Origin of the sequence: Serratia sp. PGPR-27 (genome assembly GCF_022678525.1) — a bacterium.
Lineage (GTDB): Bacteria > Pseudomonadota > Gammaproteobacteria > Enterobacterales > Enterobacteriaceae > Serratia > Serratia nematodiphila.
On record NZ_JALBYS010000064.1, the window covers coordinates 1 to 16835 of the forward strand.

Below are 16835 nucleotides of genomic sequence, written 5' to 3' on the forward strand. Positions count from 1 at the left end.
ATCTGTTGCCGGCGCATCCGCAGCGTGAACACGGCAAACCGACGGTGTACCGGCTGGTGCCGGAAGCGATGCGCGCCTGGCATGCCGGCGCCAGCGTCTGGCGCGGCCGCAGCAACCTCAACGACACCTCGATCGGCATCGAAATCGTCAACAAGGGGTTCACCCGCAGCATGCTGTTCACCCACTGGCAGCCCTACACGGCGGAGCAGATCGCCGTGCTGATCCCGCTGAGCCGCGACATCATCCAACGCTATGGCATCCAGCCGCAGGACGTGGTGGGGCACAGCGACATCGCGCCGCAGCGCAAACAGGATCCCGGCCCGCTGTTCCCCTGGCGGCAACTGGCGCAGGCCGGCATCGGCGCCTGGCCGGACGAGGCAGACGTGCAGCGACTGCTGGCGGGGCGCGACAGACAGGCGCCGGTGCCGCTGGCGCCGCTGCTCGAAAAGCTGGCGCGTTATGGCTACGCGGTTGATTCGTCATGGGATGCGCGGCAGCAGCGCAATGTGCTGGCGGCGTTTCAGATGCATTTCCGGCCCGACGATGTACGCGGTGAGCCGGATGCAGAGAGTGAGGCGATTATCGATGCGCTGCTGGTGAAGTACGGCGCGTGGCGTTGATTACAGGCCGTGCAGTTTGCCGTGATCTTTCAGCCAGCGGGCGGTGCGCGCGATGCTTTCTTCCAGCGAGACGATCGGCTGATAGCCCAGCTCTTGCTGCGCGCGGGTGGTATCGAGCGTGAGGTCGAAGTTGAGTTTGGCGACGCCGTAATGGGTCAGCACCGGCTCCTTTTCGCTTTTGCTGCCCAGGCGCTCCATGCCGCGCGCCATCATGTCGAGCATCGGGTAGGGGACGGAGCGGATGCGGCACTTCATGCCCAAATCGTCGATCAGCTGCTGCACCACGGTGCGCAGCGGGCGCGGCTGCTGGTTGGTGATGTTGTAGGCGCGGCCGGACGGCGTGTCTTCTTTTAGCGTCGCCAGCCACATGGCGTGCACCGCATTCTCCAGATAGGTCATGTCCACCATCGCCGCGCCGCCGCGCGGCAGCAGCAGGTTGCCGTAGCGTTTGATCATCTGCAGCAGCCGCGGCAGCATCACCTTGTCGTGCGGCCCGAACAATCCCTGCGGGCGCAGAATGGTGAAATGGGTCTGCGGATTGGACAGCGCCAACTGCTGGATCACCTGCTCGCCGGCGGCCTTGCTGCGCGCGAACTCATTGGCGTAGCGCTGCGGGCGGAAGTCTTCGGTTACGTTGCGGTGATGGTGGTAGTCGAAATAGATCGCCGGGGAAGAGATGTGAATGAACTGCGCCACGCCATAGGCCGCCGCCCATTCGCCGAGGCGGCGGGTGGCGCGGACGTTGGCCAGCTCGAAGGCTTCTTCGGTGCCCCAGGGCGAGGTAAAGCTGGAGCAGTGCCACAGCACGTCGACATCCGCCAGCATCGCCTTGGCCTGCGAAGAGATCAGATTGGTGAGATCGGCATGAATGAACTCCGCGCCCATTTTTTCCAGCAGGCCGCCCATCGCCTGGTTGCGGCCGGTGGCGCGTACTTTGATGCCCTGACGGCGCAGATATTCAACGGCGTTACGGCCTAACCCACTGGTGGCACCGGTGACCAATACCTTCATAACGGACTCTATTCTCACCCAAAATCGGAATACCGGCGGGCGCTTGCGGCGCTCCCAGCAAATAAGATGCCATTCTTCCGTGATTTCGTGCGCTATGCAATCGGAAAGCCCCGAAGCACAGCGGCAAACTGTGCGGTTGATCGACAAATGAGCGCCGTTCAGCGCTGTTGGCGGTCCAGGTTCTCGGCAAGCTCGGCGATGCGCTTCGCCATGCCGCGAAAAATAAACAGATGCGCGGGCATCATGGCGAACCAATACAGCAGCCCGCTGAAGCCGGCCGGGTGCCACCAGGCGCGCACGTCCAGCGTGCGGCGATCGCCGCGATCGGTGATGGTGAAGCTCAGCCGCCCCAGGCCGGGCGCCTTCATGCCGAACAGCAGCGCCAGCTGCCGCAGCGGCTTCAGGGTAATCACTTTCCAGCCGTCGATCTCGTCACCCAGTGCCAGGGCCGCGCGCGCCGGGCGGCCATAGACCACGCCGTTGCCGATCATGTCGTCCATGCGGGCGCGGATCCGCCACAGGATATTGGCGTAGAAATAGCCTTCCTCGCCCCCCAACTGCTGCACCGTTTGCCACAGCGCCTGGCTGGAGGCGGCGGTGTCGAGCGAACACCCCGCCTGTTTCGGGTAATAGCCGTAGCCGGGGCGCCAGCGGGCCCGCGCCGCCGGATCGTAGCCCCAGTCGGCGGAATCGACCACCTCCAGCTCGCGCTGCAGCGTGGCGGTGACCGCCTGATCGAAGGTGTGCAGACGTTGCGGGATCAGGGCCTGCAACGGTTTGCCGTCGGCGGGCAGATCGTGCTTCAGGCCCTGGATCAGCGCGCGCGCGATCGGCGTCGGCACCGAGGTGATCAGGCTGATGAACCACACTGAAATCAGCCGCGTCGGCAAGGGGATCGGGATTAGCCAGCGCCGTTTGCCGCTGATGGCGATAAAGCGTTGGAACATGTCCTGATAGCTGAGGTATTCCGGTCCGGCGACATCGAAGATGCGGTGTTCCTGTACCGGGTGCGCCAGCAGATCGGCCAGGTAAACCAGCAGGTTCTCCAGCGCCACCGGCGACGACTTCGAGCGCACCCAGCGCGGCGGCGTCAGCACCGGCAGGTTATAGACCATGTCGCGCATCACTTCGAACGCCGCCGAGCCGGGGCCGACGATGATGCCGGCGCGCAGCTCGGTCACCGGCACGCCGCTCTGGCGCAAGATCTCGCCGGTCAGGCGGCGGGCCGCCAGGTGTGGCGAACTGTCGTCGTTCGGCTGCAGCGCGCCGAGAAAGATCACCTGCTTGACGCAGGCATTGCGCAGCGCGTCGCGCAGGTTTTCCGCCGCCCGGCGTTCCTTCTCGATAAAGTCGTCGCCGTCGCCCATCGCGTGCACCAGATAGTACAGCGTATCGATTTCCCACAGCGCCGCGCTCAGGGTGTCCGGGCGGTACAGATCGACATACAGGCAGTTGACCTGCGGCCAGTTCTGCTCCTGCAGCCACTCGATGCGCCGCGCGGCGGCGGTAATCTGGTGCCCCTGTTCGATCAGGTGCGGGATCAGGTTCTGGCCTATATAGCCGCTGGCTCCAAGAACCAGTACGCGTTGGGGTATCATCGGGCCGCCTTGTGCGGTGAAAGAGTCGCAGAACGACAGGATGCCAAATTCAGGGTTTAAATGCACTTTTTGTATGGGTATAAGCCGGTTGCATCCGCCGCGGCGCAGGTTCACACTACGCGCCCCTTATCGAACGAAGACCGGATGTCATGAAGCTCAATGTGATTTGTTACGCCCTGCTGGGCCTGGCGCTGATCGCCAGTTTGTTCTCGCCGCATCCGGTGTGGATGGGGTTGCTGCTGGCGAACCTGCTGACGTTTCTGATCTACGGCGGCGATAAGCTGGCGGCGCGCAAAGGGTGGCGACGGGTGCCGGAGACGACGCTGTTGCTGTTCGGCGCGCTGGGCGGGTGGTTGGGTGCATTGCTGGCGCAGCAGCTGTTTCGCCACAAAACCCAGAAACAGCCGTTTAAAACCTGGTTCATCCTCAGCGTCGCGCTCAACCTGGCGGCGGTGCTGGGGCTGTGGTACTGGGTTTACGGCCGCTGGATTTTCTGATTGCGGGGCGCGGCCTGCGCCCCAAGCGATCAGGCGTGCTGCTGAAGAAACTCCCGCCACAGTTCGACCACCCGCTGCAGATCCTGACGGCTGACGTCGAGGTGGGTCAGAATGCGCGTCAGCGGGCCACTGCTGATCAGCACGCCGCGTTCGCGCATCCACGGACCGAATTTGGCCGCCAGCGCCGGTGGTTGGCGCAGGTACAGCACGTTGGTCTGCGCGCCGGGATCGGCGATCTCCACGCCGATCTGCCGCAGCTGTTGCTCCAGCCAGACCGCGTTGTCATGGTCTTCGCGCAGCCGCGCGACGTTATGCTCCAGCGCGTGGAGGCCGGCCGCCGCCAAAATGCCGGCCTGGCGCAGCCCGCCGCCGGTCATCTTGCGCCAGCGCAGCGCGCGTTGGATGAAAGCCTCGCTGCCGCACAGCAGCGAGCCGACCGGCGCGCCCAACCCTTTCGACAGGCAAATGGTGAAGGTGTCGCAGTACTGCACGATCTCTTTTAGCGGCAGGTTCAGCGCCACGGCGGCGTTGAAGATGCGCGCGCCGTCGATATGCAGCGCCAGCTGCCGCTCGCGGGTAAACTGCCACGCCTGCTGCAGGTAGGCCTGCGGCAAGACTCTGCCGCTGATGGTGTTTTCCAGGCTCAGCAGCCGGGTGCGGGCGAAGTGGATGTCGTCGGGTTTGATGGCGGCGGCGAGCTTGTCCAGCGGCAGCGTGCCGTCGGCGTCGGTCTCGATCGGCTGCGGCTGAATGCTGCCCAGCACCGCTGCGCCGCCGGCTTCGTATTTGTAGTTGTGCGCCTGCTGGCCGACCAGATATTCATCGCCGCGCTGGCAGTGGCTGAGCAGCGCCACCAGGTTGGCCTGGGTGCCGCTGGGCAGAAACAGCGCCGCTTCTTTGCCTGACAGGCGCACCGCCTCGGCCTCCAGCGCGTTGACCGTCGGGTCATCGCCGTAGACGTCGTCGCCGACTTCTGCCTGAGCCATCGCCTGGCGCATGGCGGCGCTGGGGCGGGTAACGGTGTCGCTGCGTAGATCGATAAGCATAGGGTTCCTGGAATGTAAGCGAGAGGAAAAGGGTACATGGCATCATATACCCTTTATTTTACCGGGGCAGCTTGCTTAGCGCAGCCAGTTGGTTTTCGCCAGTTCAACCACTTCGTCGCCGCGGCCGTTGATGATGGCGCGCAGCATGTACAGGCTGAAGCCTTTCGCCTGTTCGAACTTGATCTGCGGCGGCATTGCCAGCTCTTGCTTGGCGGTGACCACGTCCAGCAGCGCCGGGCCGGGATGCGCCAACATCTCCTGCAGCGCGCCGTCCAGATCGGAGGCTTTTTCCACGCGGATGCCCTTGATGCCGGCGGCGTTGGCGATCGCCGCGAAGTCCGGATTATGCAGGTCGGTGCCGTCGGTCAGGTAGCCGCCGGCCTTCATCTCCATCGCCACGAACCCCAGCACGCTGTTGTTGAATACCACGATTTTCACCGGCAGCTTGAGCTGCGCCAGCGACAGGAAATCCCCCATCAGCATGGTGAAGCCGCCGTCGCCGCACATGGCGATCACCTGTTTATCCGGCGCGGTGGCCTGAGCACCGATCGCCTGCGGCATGGCGTTGGCCATCGAACCGTGGTTGAACGAACCGAGCAGGCGGCGCTTGCCGTTCATTTTCACGTAGCGGGCGGCCCACACCGTCGGCGTGCCGACGTCGCAGGTGAAGATGGCGTCGTCGCTGGCGTATTGGCTGAGCTGCTGCGCCAGATACTGCGGGTGGATCGGCTGGTCGTCGTTGGCGGTCGCCAGCCCGTCGAGATCCTTGCGCGCGTTGCGGTAATGCTCCAGCGCCTTGTCGAGGAACGCCCGATCGCGCTTCGGCTCCAGCTGCGGCAGCAGGGCGGTGAGGGTGGTGTGGATATCGCCCACCAGCGCCATATTGACCGGGCAGTGTGCGCCGATGCTGCCGGGGTTGATGTCGATCTGAATGATGTTGGCGTTGGTGGGGTAGAACGCGCGATAGGGGAACTGGGTGCCGAGCAGCACCAGCGTGTCGGCGTTCATCATCGCGTGGTAGCCGGAGGAGAAGCCGATTAGCCCGGTCATGCCGACGCTGTAGGGGTTATCCCATTCGATATGTTCTTTGCCGCGCAGCGCGTGCACCACCGGCGCCTGCAGCAGTTCGGCCAGCTTAACCACTTCATCGTGCGCGCCGGCGCAGCCGCTGCCGCACATCAGGGTGATGTTCTTCGCTTTGTTCAGCGTTTCCGCCAGCTTGTTCAGCTCGCTCATCGGCGGCTGCACCAGCGGCAGCGCCGGGGTATGCCAGGTCACGGCCGCGTCTTCCGGCGCCATGCGCAGCGCCACGTCGCCCGGCAAGACGACCACCGACACGCCGCGATTGAGGATCGCCTTGCGCATGGCGATCTCCAGCACGCGCGGCAGCTGTTCCGGGTTGGAGACCAGTTCGCAATAGTGGCTGCATTCGCGGAACAGCTCCTGCGGATGGGTTTCCTGGAAGTAGCCGCTGCCGATTTCGCTGGAAGGGATATGCGCGGCAATCGCCAGCACCGGCACATGGTTGCGGTGGCAGTCGAACAGGCCGTTGATCAGGTGCAGGTTGCCGGGGCCGCAGGAACCGGCGCACACCGCCAACTGGCCGGTAAGCTGGGCTTCGGCGCCGGCGGCGAAGGCGGCAACCTCTTCATGGCGGGTGCCCAGCCATTCGATGGTGCCCATGCGGTGCAGGCTGTCGCTAAGGCCGTTGAGCGAATCGCCGGTCACGCCCCAAATGCGTTTTACGCCGGCTTGATCCAGCGTTTTGGCGATCAGTGTGGCTACGGTTTGCTTCATGGTTCCCCCAAACAAGGTTTGAAAAACGATGTGGACTCGATCCGGTGAGTGGCAGCAGAACAACTGCAAGCATAGCTTACCGGCTGTGGACGAGGTGCGGTCAGGAAGGGTAAAGAGCGTAGGACGGGGAAAAGTGTAACCGGGCTGGCCGCGGGGAGCTTGCCGATAAATGCCCCATCGCGGCGATGGGGCCAGGGGATCACGCCAGCGTGACGTCACCCTGCAGCTGGCAACTGCAGGCCAGCACGTAGCCTTGCGCTATCTCTTCCGCGCTCAGCGTCATGGCGCTGGTGGTGGTGTAGTCGCCCTCAAGGATGCGGGTTTTGCACGAGCCGCACACCCCGGCGCGGCAGGCAGCGTTGACCGGCAGGGCATGGGCCTCCATCGCCGCCAGTAGGGTGCTGCCGACCGGCACGCGGAATTCGCGCAGCGGGCGGGCGGCGCGCAGCGTCAGCCCTTCGGTGGCGTCGGCCTGCGCCGCCGGCGTGTGGAACTGCTCTTTATGGAAACGCTCGGCCGGCACGCCGAGCCGGCGGCACAGCTGCTCCACCTGATCCATGTAGGGCGCAGGGCCGCAGGTCATCACCGTGCGTTCGGCGATATCCGGCGCCGCCTGCCGCAGCGTCTGTTCATCGATGCGGCCGCTGAGGTAGCCGGGCTGCAGATCCCGCTCGGCCATCAGCGTCAGGCGCAGCTGCGGATGGGCGGCACACAGCGCGCGCCATTGATCGGCGAAAATCGTGTCTGCGGGGGTGCGCACGTTAACGATCGCGGCGATATCGCAGGCCGGACGGTTGGCGGTCAGCCAGCGGCACATCGAGACGATCGGCGTCACGCCGCAGCCGGCCGCCAGCATCAGATAACGATCGGCCGGGTGGCGCTCGCAGCTGAATTCGCCCTGCGCGTCGGACAGCCACAGCGTGTTGCCGGGCTTGACCTCTTGCGTCAGCCAGCGCGATCCGACGCCGTCCGGCAGGCAGCGCACGCTGATGCTGAGAAAGCGACTCTGGCCAGGCGAGGAGGAGAGCGTATAGGCGCGCAGCGTCTCCTCGCTGTTGCGAATGCTGACCAGCGCGAACTGGCCGGCCTGGTAAGGATAGAAAACGTCGCAGATCAGATTCAGCGTCCAGACGTCGGCGGTTTCACGCTGGATGGAATGCACCTGCATGCGGTTCGGGCAAAGCGGAGTGGGTTGAGTCATCGGGGTACCTCAAAAAAAGGGGCCGGCGCAGGCGGCCCCATAACGTAACGGCATCAGGCGAGCAGCGCGGCGATATCCTGCTCGACGGTGGTGATCGGGCGCAGGCCGAATTTCTCGTTGAGGATCGCCATCAGGTTGTCGGTCAGGAAGCCCGGCGCGGTCGGGCCGGTGACGATGTTTTTCACCCCCAGCGACAGCAGCGTCAGCAGAATGACGATCGCCTTCTGTTCAAACCACGACAGCACCAGGCTGAGCGGCAGCTCGTTGACGCTGCAGCCGAGCGTATCCGCCAGCTTGACCGCCAGCATGATGGCGGAGTAGGCGTCGTTGCACTGGCCGACGTCCAGCAGGCGCGGCAGCCCTTCCAGCGTGCCGAAATCCAGTTTGTTGAAACGGTATTTGCCGCAGGCCAGCGTCATGATCAGGCAGTCTTGCGGCACGCTGCGGGCGAAGTCGGTGAAGTAGCTGCGCTCGTCGCGGCTGCCGTCGCAGCCGCCGACCAGGAAGACGTGGCGCAGTTTTTTCTGCGACACCAGGTCGATGACCGTGTCGGCGGCGTTCAGCAACGTCTGGCGGCCGAAGCCGACGGTGATCAGGTGTTCGATCTCGGTGTAAGGGAAGCCGTTCATGCCCTGTGCCTGGCGGATCACGGCGCCGAAGTCGTCGCCTTCCAGATGGTTGACGCCCGGCCAGCCGACGATGCTGCGGGTCCAGATACGATCGCCGTAGTTGCCGACGTTAGGATCGATGATGCAGTTGGAGGTCATCACGATCGGGCCGGGGAATTTGGCGAATTCCGTCTGCTGGTTTTGCCAGCCGCTGCCGTAGTTACCCACCAGGTGCTTGAATTTTTTCAGTTCCGGATAGCCGTGCGCCGGCAGCATTTCGCCGTGGGTGTAGACATTGACGTTTTGCCCTTCGGTTTGCTCGAGCAGCATGCGCAGATCTTTGAGATCGTGGCCGGAAATCAGAATGGCTTTCCCGGCCACCGGGCGCACGTTGACCGCGCTGGGCTGCGGATCGCCGTAGGCCTGGGTTTCACCGCGATCGAGGATCGCCATCACGTTGAAGTTCATCTTGCCGATGCCCATGGCGTTGTTCAGCAGGGTATCGACGTCGCGCGGCCGGGTGCCGAGCCAGGCCATGAAAGCGTGGTAGTCGGCATAGAGCTGTTCGTCGAACTGGCCGAGCACGTGCGCGTGTTCCATATAGGCCGCCGCGCCTTTCAGGCCGTACAGGCACAGCAGGCGCAAACCGTGTACGTCGTCGCCGACCTCGGCCTTGTCGCTGTCGAGGGCAAAATGCGCCGCCTGCTGCAGCAGCGCAGGCATAGCGTCGCCGGCCAGCTGCAGCGCCGCCATCGGGTGATCGACGCGCACGCCGGCGTCCAGCAGCCGGCAACGGGCGGCCAGCGAGTCGCGCAGCAGCAGGGTTTCCCGCGCGTAGCCGATGATGCGCTGGGAATCGAAGTTGACGTTGGTCAGGGTGGAGAAGAAGGCGCGCGGGGCGAAGCTGTCGATTTCGTGGTCGACGATGCCCAGCGAACGCGCCTGCAGCGCCCAGGCGGAGAGGCCCTGCAGCGCCGCCACCAGCAGATCCTGCAGATCGGAGGTTTCCGCCGTTTTGCCGCACATGCCCTGAGCATACGCGCAGCCGTTGCCTGCCGGGGTACGAATGGTTTGTTCACATTGCACACAGAACATAGTCGCTTCCTTTTATTTTTAAAGTTGCATTTATAATGCTTGTTTAAAAGCATAGATCGGCGATCGGGGTTGCAAAAGGCTTTTGTGCGACTACTGCGGGCAAGTTTGATTTAGCGCAATTTTGCGGTGCGGATGGGAATGATTACGCTTTGGGGGCCAGGCGGCCCCCAGGGGGAAAGGATCAGGAGAACAGGGCGATCAGCACCGGCGCCAGCAGGCTCAGCAGGAAGCCGTGCACGATGGCGGGCGGCACCATGTCCAGCCCGCCGCTGCGCTGCAGCACCGGCAGGGTGAAGTCCATCGAGGTGGCGCCGCACAGGCCGAGGGCGGTGGAGCGGCTGCGGCGCACCAGCGTCGGGATCAGCATGATCGCCACCAGCTCGCGCGCCAGATCGTTGAAGAACGCGGCGCTGCCCATCACCGGGCCGTAGGCGTCGGTGATCAGAATGCCGGACAGCGAGTACCAGCCGAAGCCGGAGGCCATCGCCAGCCCGGCCTTGACCGGCAACCCCAGCAGCTGCGCCGCCAGCGCGCCGCCGGCCAGCGACGCGACGGTCACCACCAATGCCACCAGCGTGCCGCGGCGGTTGAGCACGATCTGGCGCAGCGTCATGCCGCTGTTGCGCAGCTGAATGCCGACCAGCAACAGCAGGAAGATCAGCGCATATTCGCTGCCTTTATGGGCGAACTGCAGCCATTGCCACTGCGTCAGGCCGAGCAGGAAGCCGCCGAGCACCACGCCGCACAGCTTGAGCGACTCCAGCGCCATGTGCACGCGCGAAGGCAGCTTTTCCTGTTTATGGCTGCTGCGCCACGGCATGCGCCGCTCCAGCAGCGCCAGCAACAGCAGGTTGGCGCAGAGAATGCAGAAGAAAAACACTGCGCTGTACTGGAAGATCAGCATCAGATTGCTGCTGAGATTCTCCATAAACGCCAGGCTGATGCCCATGAAAAACAGGATCACATACACCATCCAGCTCAGCAGCCGGTTGATCAGCACCAGCAGCGGGCGATGGCGTAAGGGAATGAGGTAACCGACAATCAGCGGTAACAGAATAATCAACAGTCCTGAGTACATGGTGCAGCTTGTGTCCTTGAGTTTTGAAGCGCGCCGAACGGCGGCGAGGAGCACACGCTAACCAAAAGCCCGGCCGGAGTAAAGCGGCAGATTTGACGTTGGCCGCTTGACCTGCAAGGGGTTTTTTGACCATGCTCTGTGAAGGTCACCTCATTGAAGAGGCGACGGCGCGCACGGGAGGCGGCGGATGTTCTTGGAGCGTATCGAAATTGTAGGTTTTCGCGGCATTAACCGGCTGTCGCTGATGCTGGACGACAACACGCTGTTGCTCGGCGAAAACGCCTGGGGTAAATCCAGCCTGTTGGATGCGCTGACGCTGCTGCTGGCGCCGGAGCAGAAGCTGTATCGGTTTGAAGCGCACGACTTCCATTTCCCTCCCGGTGAGGAGGCGGCCAAAGAGCGCCACCTGCAGGTGGTGTTCACCTTCTGCGAAAAAGACATCGGCCATGCGCACCTGCCGCGCTATCGCCACCTGACGCCGCTGTGGGTCAAGGGCGAAGATGGCCTGAGCCGCATTCATTACCGCTGCGAGGGCGAGCTGGCCGACGACGGCACGGTGTGCACCTGGCGTGGTTTTCTCGACGCCGACGGCAACGCCTTTCAACTGCACCATATCGAACAACTGGCCCACGCCATTATCCGCATCCATCCGGTATTGCGCCTGCGCGACGCGCGCTTTATTCGTCGCCTGCGCCCCAGCAGCCTCGGCGATGAACGCAAACCCGATACCCAGGCGCTGGCGCAGCAGTTGGATCAGCTGACGCGCGAGCTGGTGCGCAATCCGCAGAAGTTGACCAACGGTGAGCTGCGTCAGGGGCTGGCGGCGATGCAGCAGCTGCTGGAGCACTATTTCGCAGAGCAGAGTTCACAGGTGACGCGGCCGCGCCGCCGCGGCGGTGAACCGGAGCAGGACGCCTGGCGCGCGCTGGACGGCATCAACCGCATGGTGGCCGAGCCGAACAGCCGCAGCATGCGCCTGATCCTGCTGGGGATGTTTTCCACCCTGCTGCAGGCCAAGGGTGACGTCAAGCTGGATCCCCATGCCCGGCCGCTGCTGCTGGTGGAGGACCCGGAAACTCGCCTGCATCCGATCATGCTGTCGGTGGCCTGGGGGCTGCTCAATCAGCTGCCGTTGCAGCGTATCACCACCACCAACTCCAGCGAACTGGTGTCGCTGGTGCCGGTGGAGCACGTCTGCCGGCTGGTGCGCGAGTCGGGGCGGGTTGCGACCTACCGTCTCGGGCCGCGCGGGCTGAGCGCCGAAGACGGGCGGCGCATCGCGTTTCACATCCGTTTCAACCGGCCGTCGTCGCTGTTTGCCCGCTGCTGGCTGCTGGTGGAAGGCGAGACCGAAGTGTGGCTGCTGAACGAGCTGGCGCGTCAGTGTGGCTACCATTTCGAGGCGGAAGGGGTGAGGGTCATCGAATTCGCCCAGTGCGGCCTGAAGCCGCTGCTGCGCTTCGCCCGCCGTATGGGTATCGAGTGGCATGCGCTGGTGGACGGCGACGAGGCGGGCAAAAAGTACGCCAATACCGTGCGCAGCCTGCTGGACAATCATGAAGACAACGAACGCGATCGGCTGACCGCGCTGCCGGCGCCGGACATGGAACACTTCATGTTCCGCGAAGGGTTCGCCCCGGTCTATCACCGAATGGCGTCGGTGCCGATCAACGCGCAGATGCCGGTGCGCAAGGTGATCCTGAAAGCGGTCCACCACTCGTCGAAGCCGGATCTGGCGATCGAGGTCGCGATGCAGGCCGGCGAATGGGGCACGGACTCGGTGCCGCCGCTGCTGAAGAAAATGTTCTCACGGGTGATCTGGCTGGCGCGCGGCCGGGCGGACTGACGGCCCGCCGGGCGTTATCGGGCGCAGAAATGCGCCGCCAATCCCTGTTCCAGTTCGTCCAGCAGCTGATAGCGGCGGCGATACTCGGCGCGCTTCTTGCTGGCAATTTCTTCGATAGGTTTGCGGGCGATGCGCTCGGGCAGCAGGAAATAGCCGCTGTCGAGCGGTTTGGCGCCCATCGACAGCCAGAACTGATCGTAATCGGCGTGCAGTTGGTCCTTCTTCTTACTCTGGTAGCGCCAGTTTTGATAGATATGGGTGGCGTTGCCGACGGCTACGATCCGGCGGATGCCGAGATGCCGAGCCAGCGTGCAAACGCCTTCCAGCACCAGACGTTTAGGGAACAGACCGTGACACTCCTTGGTGGTGTGCTGGATCTCGGCGTGCGGCACGTCATGGTTCGCGCCCTGCAGGCCGCCGATGAACAACGTCGGCTGCTGCTGATAATGCATCAGCGCAAAGGTGATTTCCGCCAGCATCACGCCGTTGGCGTTGCGCAGCAGCAGCGTGGCTTCCCCTTCCTTATTCAGTTTGTCGATCGCCACCAGTTCCAGCGAGATCGGCGCTTCGTTTTTGCCCATCGCGCGGGCCAGCACGAAAGGCTGTGGGCCGAGGTGGCCGAGACGCATCTTCAGCGGCATGCGCTGCACGATGAGATCGTAATGATCGCGCAGGGCGAACAAGCATTCGATCTTGCTCATGTTGGCCGCCAGGTAGGGGCGATGCAGCTTGCACGGCAGGTTCGGCTGCGCGCTCAGGATCTCCTCCAGCAGCGGGTTGCTGGCCAGGGTGCTGAGCAGGCCGCTGGTGGTGCGCCAGTTGAGCAGCGAACGGCCGAGAAACTTCAGGCGAAACGAGGTTTTTTTCCAGGCGTTGCTCGGTGCCTTTTCGCCATTGATCAGCGCCGTCATCAGTTGCCAGCCGTTAAGCGGCCGGGCGGAGGCGAGTGGGTAGCTGAGCTGTGACATGATGAAATCCTTGGCTGTGTTGAATGGCGCTATTTCATCAAGGCTTCACTAAACGGGAGTTCAATGCCGAACTGTAACCAAGCGTGTCTCCACATTGTGTTGAGCTAAGGTTTAGTTATTCCCTACGGTGCGTGCTAATTTAGCTCCGCCGCCGCAATGGGCGGTTGATATTCACAAGCACAGGCAGGTCAATTTTGACAGGGTTTAAAGGATATAAACGCCGCTGGATACTCGCACTGGCGGTGATTGCGGCGCTTGCCGCGGCGGCCGTTTGGCACTTCCGCCATCCGGCGCCGACCGATTTCAAAACGGTGAAGGTCACCCAGCGCGATCTGCAGCAGAACGTGTTGGCGACCGGCCAGCTGGACGCCGTGCGCAAGGTTGACGTCGGCGCGCAGGTCAGCGGGCAGTTGGAAAAGCTGTATGTCGAGATCGGCGACAAGGTGAAAAAAGGTCAGTTGCTGGGGGTTATCGATCCGCAACAGGCGCAGAACAGCATCCGTGAAGGCGAGGCGACGCTGCGTGAGCTGCATGCGCAGCTGCTGCAGGCGCAGGCGGAACAGCAGCTGGCGGCGGTTACGCTGCAGCGCAACCAGGCGCTGGCCAGGCTGCAGGCGGTGTCGCGTCAGGATTTGGATCAGGCAGCGACGCAGCTGGCGGTGAAGAAGGCGCAGGTAGGCACCATCAATGCGCAGATCGCGCGGAATCAGGCCAGCCTGGATACCGCCAAGATCAATCTGGCCTATACCCGCATCGAAGCGCCGATGGATGGCGACGTGGTGCAGATTACCACGCTGCAGGGCCAGACGGTGATCGCGGCGCAACAGGCGCCGAACATTCTGACGCTGGCGGATCTCGGCACCATGCTGGTGAAGGCGCAGGTCTCGGAGGCCGACGTCATTAACCTCAAGCCGGGTCAGAAGGCCTGGTTCACGGTGCTGGGCGATCCGACCCGGCGCTTCGACGGCGTGCTGAAAGACATTCAGCCGACGCCGGAAAAGGTCAACAACGCCATCTTCTATTACGCGCGTTTCGAAGTGCCCAACCCGGAAAGGCTGCTGCGCTTGCAAATGACGGCGCAGGTGCACATTCAACTGGCCGGCGTCCAGCAGGCGCTGGTGATCCCGCTGGCGGCGCTGGGCGATCAGATCGCCGACAATCGCTACCACGTTTCGGTGCTGAAACAGGGCAAGGAAGAGAAGCGTGAGGTGGCCATCGGCCTGCGCAACAATATCGATGTGCAGATCCTCAGCGGGCTCGAGGCGGGCGATGAGGTGATCGTCAGCCGCGGCGGCGTGGAGGCCGGCTGATGGCGGCGCTGTTGCAGCTGAACGGCATTCGCCGCAGCTACCGTTCCGGCGAGCAGACGGTGGAGGTGCTGAAGGGGATCAGTCTGAGCATCGACGCCGGTGAAATGGTGGCGATCATGGGGGCTTCCGGCTCCGGCAAATCGACGCTGATGAACATTCTCGGCTGCCTGGACAAGCCGAGCGCCGGCGTGTATCGGGTAGCCGGGCAAGATGTGGCGATGCTGAGCGACGATGCGTTGGCGCAGCTGCGGCGCGAGCATTTCGGCTTTATCTTTCAACGCTATCATCTGCTGCCGCACCTGAGCGCGGCGCACAACGTCGAGGTGCCGGCGGTGTATGCCGGGCTGGGCAAAGCGGCGCGGCGCGAACGGGCGGAAGCGCTGTTGCGCCGTCTGGGGCTGGGGGAGCGAGTCAACTATCGGCCGAGCCAGCTTTCCGGCGGCCAGCAGCAGCGCGTCAGTATCGCCCGCGCGTTGATGAACGGCGGGCAGGTGATCCTGGCGGATGAGCCGACCGGCGCGCTCGACAGCCATTCCGGCGAAGAGGTGATGGCGATCCTTAAACAGTTGTGCGCCCAGGGGCACACGGTGATCCTGGTGACTCACGATCCGGCGGTGGCGCGTCAGGCTGAACGGATCATCGAGATCCGCGACGGCGAGATTATCGCCGACTCGCGGCCGGCACCGCAGGAGAATGCGCAGGCCAAGCCGCTGGCACTGGCCGCCGCGGCGCCTTCCTGGCGGCAGATAGGCGGCCGTTTCCGCGAGGCGCTGATCATGGCCTGGCGCGCGATGGCGGCCAACAAGATGCGCACCGCGCTGACCATGCTCGGCATCATTATCGGCATCGCCTCGGTGGTGTCGATCCTGGTGATCGGCGACGCCGCCAAGCAGATGGTGTTGGCGGACATCAAATCCATCGGCACCAATACTGTCGATATCTATCCCGGCAAGGATTTCGGCGACGACGATCCGACCTACCGGCAATCGTTGAAATACGGCGATCTCGATGCGCTGCGCGAACAGCCTTACATCAGTGCGCTGTCGCCGAGCATCAGCAGCAGCATGCGGCTGCGTTTGGGCAACGTTGATGCGGCGGCCAACGTCAACGGCGTCAGCGAGCAGTTCTTCCGCGTGTACGGCATGAGCTTTACCCAGGGCGTCGGCATCGATCCGATGCAGGTACAGTCGCAGGCGCAGACGGTGGTGATTGACGCCAATACCCAACGGCGGCTGTTCCCGCACCAGAAGAACGTGGTGGGGGAAGTGATCCTGGTGGGCAACATGCCGGCGACGGTGGTCGGCGTGGCCAAGGAGAAGCAGTCGATGTTCGGCAGCAGCAAGACGCTGAACGTGTGGGTGCCGTACAGCACCATGGCCAACCGGCTGATGGGCAACAGCTATTTCGATTCGATCACCGTGCGCATCCGCGACGGTTACGACAGCAAGGAAGCGGAGCAGCAACTGTCGCGACTGTTGACGCTGCGCCACGGCAAGAAGGACTTTTTCACCTATAACATGGACAGCCTGGTGCAAACCGCGGAGAAAACCACCCGCACGCTGCAGCTGTTCCTGACGCTGGTGGCGGTGATTTCGCTGGTGGTGGGCGGCATCGGCGTGATGAACATCATGCTGGTGTCGGTGACCGAGCGCACGCGCGAGATCGGCATCCGCATGGCGGTGGGCGCCCGTTCCGGCGACGTGTTGCAGCAGTTCTTGATCGAGGCGGTGTTGGTCTGCCTGGTGGGGGGCGCGCTGGGGATTACGCTGTCGTTCGCCATCGGCCTGGCGGTGCAGTTGGTATTGCCGGGCTGGCAGATCAGCTTCCCGCCGGCGGCGTTGCTGAGCGCGTTCCTCTGTTCCACCGGTATCGGCGTGGTGTTCGGCTATCTGCCGGCGCGCAATGCCGCGCGGCTGAATCCGATCGATGCGCTGGCGCGCGAGTAAGTAAAAGGCATAAAAAATGCCAGTCACACGGCGGCTGGCATTTTTATCGCAGTCAGGGTCAATGCAGCGCGACGCTGCTGGAGGCGTTCAGGACAGCGCCTCGCTTTCCACCGGCACAATCAGACTGGCATGGTTCCCTTTTGGCCCTTGATGCACGTCGAAGCTGACCTGCTGACCTGCCTTCAACGTTCTGTAACCATCCATCTTGATGGTG

General features: G+C 63.6%; 14 protein-coding genes. 5 read left to right on the forward strand and 9 right to left on the reverse strand.

Translation table 11 applies throughout. The features are described 5' to 3' along the window. On the forward strand, positions 1 to 620 hold a 620-nt coding region (locus tag MMS95_RS23370; protein WP_242142366.1), incomplete at its 5' end, for an N-acetylmuramoyl-L-alanine amidase. Here MMS95_RS23370 and MMS95_RS23375 read toward each other — a convergent pair. Both MMS95_RS23375 and MMS95_RS23380 read right to left on the reverse strand, forming a co-directional pair. Beyond that, positions 621 to 1631, reverse strand: coding sequence for an NAD(P)-dependent oxidoreductase (locus MMS95_RS23375; protein ID WP_242142368.1), 1011 nt, complete (start codon positions 1629 to 1631; stop codon positions 621 to 623). It abuts the gene before it with no gap. 158 nt (positions 1632 to 1789) lie between these two features. Continuing rightward, positions 1790 to 3229 (reverse strand): DUF2867 domain-containing protein, encoded by a 1440-nt coding sequence (locus tag MMS95_RS23380; protein WP_156865419.1) that lies wholly within the window; start codon positions 3227 to 3229, stop codon positions 1790 to 1792. A 149-nt stretch (positions 3230 to 3378) separates the two neighbouring features. Between MMS95_RS23380 and MMS95_RS23385 the strand changes: the two genes are divergently transcribed. Then, on the forward strand, positions 3379 to 3726 hold the full coding sequence (locus tag MMS95_RS23385; RefSeq protein ID WP_004928387.1) for a DUF1294 domain-containing protein: 348 nt from the start codon (positions 3379 to 3381) through the stop codon (positions 3724 to 3726). 29 nt (positions 3727 to 3755) lie between these two features. Here MMS95_RS23385 and ltaE read toward each other — a convergent pair whose 3' ends face one another. The 5 genes from ltaE to MMS95_RS23410 form a co-directional block, all read right to left on the reverse strand. Beyond that, positions 3756 to 4772 (reverse strand): low-specificity L-threonine aldolase, encoded by a 1017-nt coding sequence (gene ltaE / locus MMS95_RS23390; protein ID WP_242142370.1) that lies wholly within the window; start codon positions 4770 to 4772, stop codon positions 3756 to 3758. 75 nt (positions 4773 to 4847) lie between these two features. After that, positions 4848 to 6569, reverse strand: a complete 1722-nt coding sequence (gene poxB / locus MMS95_RS23395) for a ubiquinone-dependent pyruvate dehydrogenase (protein WP_021504349.1) — start codon at positions 6567 to 6569, stop codon at positions 4848 to 4850. A gap of 199 nt (positions 6570 to 6768) precedes the next feature. Beyond that, on the reverse strand, positions 6769 to 7770 hold the full coding sequence (hcr, locus tag MMS95_RS23400; protein ID WP_031299867.1) for an NADH oxidoreductase: 1002 nt from the start codon (positions 7768 to 7770) through the stop codon (positions 6769 to 6771). Positions 7771 to 7823: 53 nt separating this feature from the next. Then, entirely contained in the window at positions 7824 to 9473 is a 1650-nt protein-coding gene (gene hcp / locus MMS95_RS23405; protein ID WP_242142372.1) for a hydroxylamine reductase, read from the reverse strand. Positions 9474 to 9654: 181 nt separating this feature from the next. Continuing rightward, entirely contained in the window at positions 9655 to 10551 is an 897-nt protein-coding gene (locus MMS95_RS23410; RefSeq protein WP_031299866.1) for a lysine exporter LysO family protein, read from the reverse strand. A gap of 187 nt (positions 10552 to 10738) precedes the next feature. Between MMS95_RS23410 and MMS95_RS23415 the strand changes: the two genes are divergently transcribed. Continuing rightward, positions 10739 to 12397 carry an ATP-dependent endonuclease gene (locus MMS95_RS23415; RefSeq protein ID WP_015377311.1) on the forward strand — a complete coding sequence of 553 codons (1659 nt, stop codon included), beginning with the start codon at positions 10739 to 10741 and terminating at the stop codon, positions 12395 to 12397. 14 nt (positions 12398 to 12411) lie between these two features. Here the strand turns inward: MMS95_RS23415 and MMS95_RS23420 are convergent, their stop codons facing one another. Then, the gene (locus MMS95_RS23420; protein ID WP_242142374.1) at positions 12412 to 13365 is read right to left on the reverse strand and encodes a VirK/YbjX family protein; all 954 of its coding nucleotides are present in this window, start codon (positions 13363 to 13365) and stop codon (positions 12412 to 12414) included. A 194-nt stretch (positions 13366 to 13559) separates the two neighbouring features. On the opposite strand from MMS95_RS23420, the gene macA reads away from it, so the two are divergent. Then, positions 13560 to 14675: a macrolide transporter subunit MacA gene (gene macA, locus MMS95_RS23425; protein WP_176326050.1), complete on the forward strand. Its 1116-nt coding sequence runs from the start codon at positions 13560 to 13562 to the stop codon at positions 14673 to 14675. After that, on the forward strand, positions 14675 to 16621 hold the full coding sequence (gene macB / locus MMS95_RS23430) for a macrolide ABC transporter ATP-binding protein/permease MacB (RefSeq protein ID WP_242142376.1): 1947 nt from the start codon (positions 14675 to 14677) through the stop codon (positions 16619 to 16621). The genes macA and macB overlap by 1 nt, the downstream gene beginning before the upstream one ends. An 87-nt stretch (positions 16622 to 16708) precedes the next feature. Here the strand turns inward: macB and MMS95_RS23435 are convergent. After that, positions 16709 to 16835, reverse strand: a 127-nt coding sequence (locus tag MMS95_RS23435; protein ID WP_242142378.1) for a cold shock domain-containing protein, incomplete at its 5' end; no start/stop codon positions are given.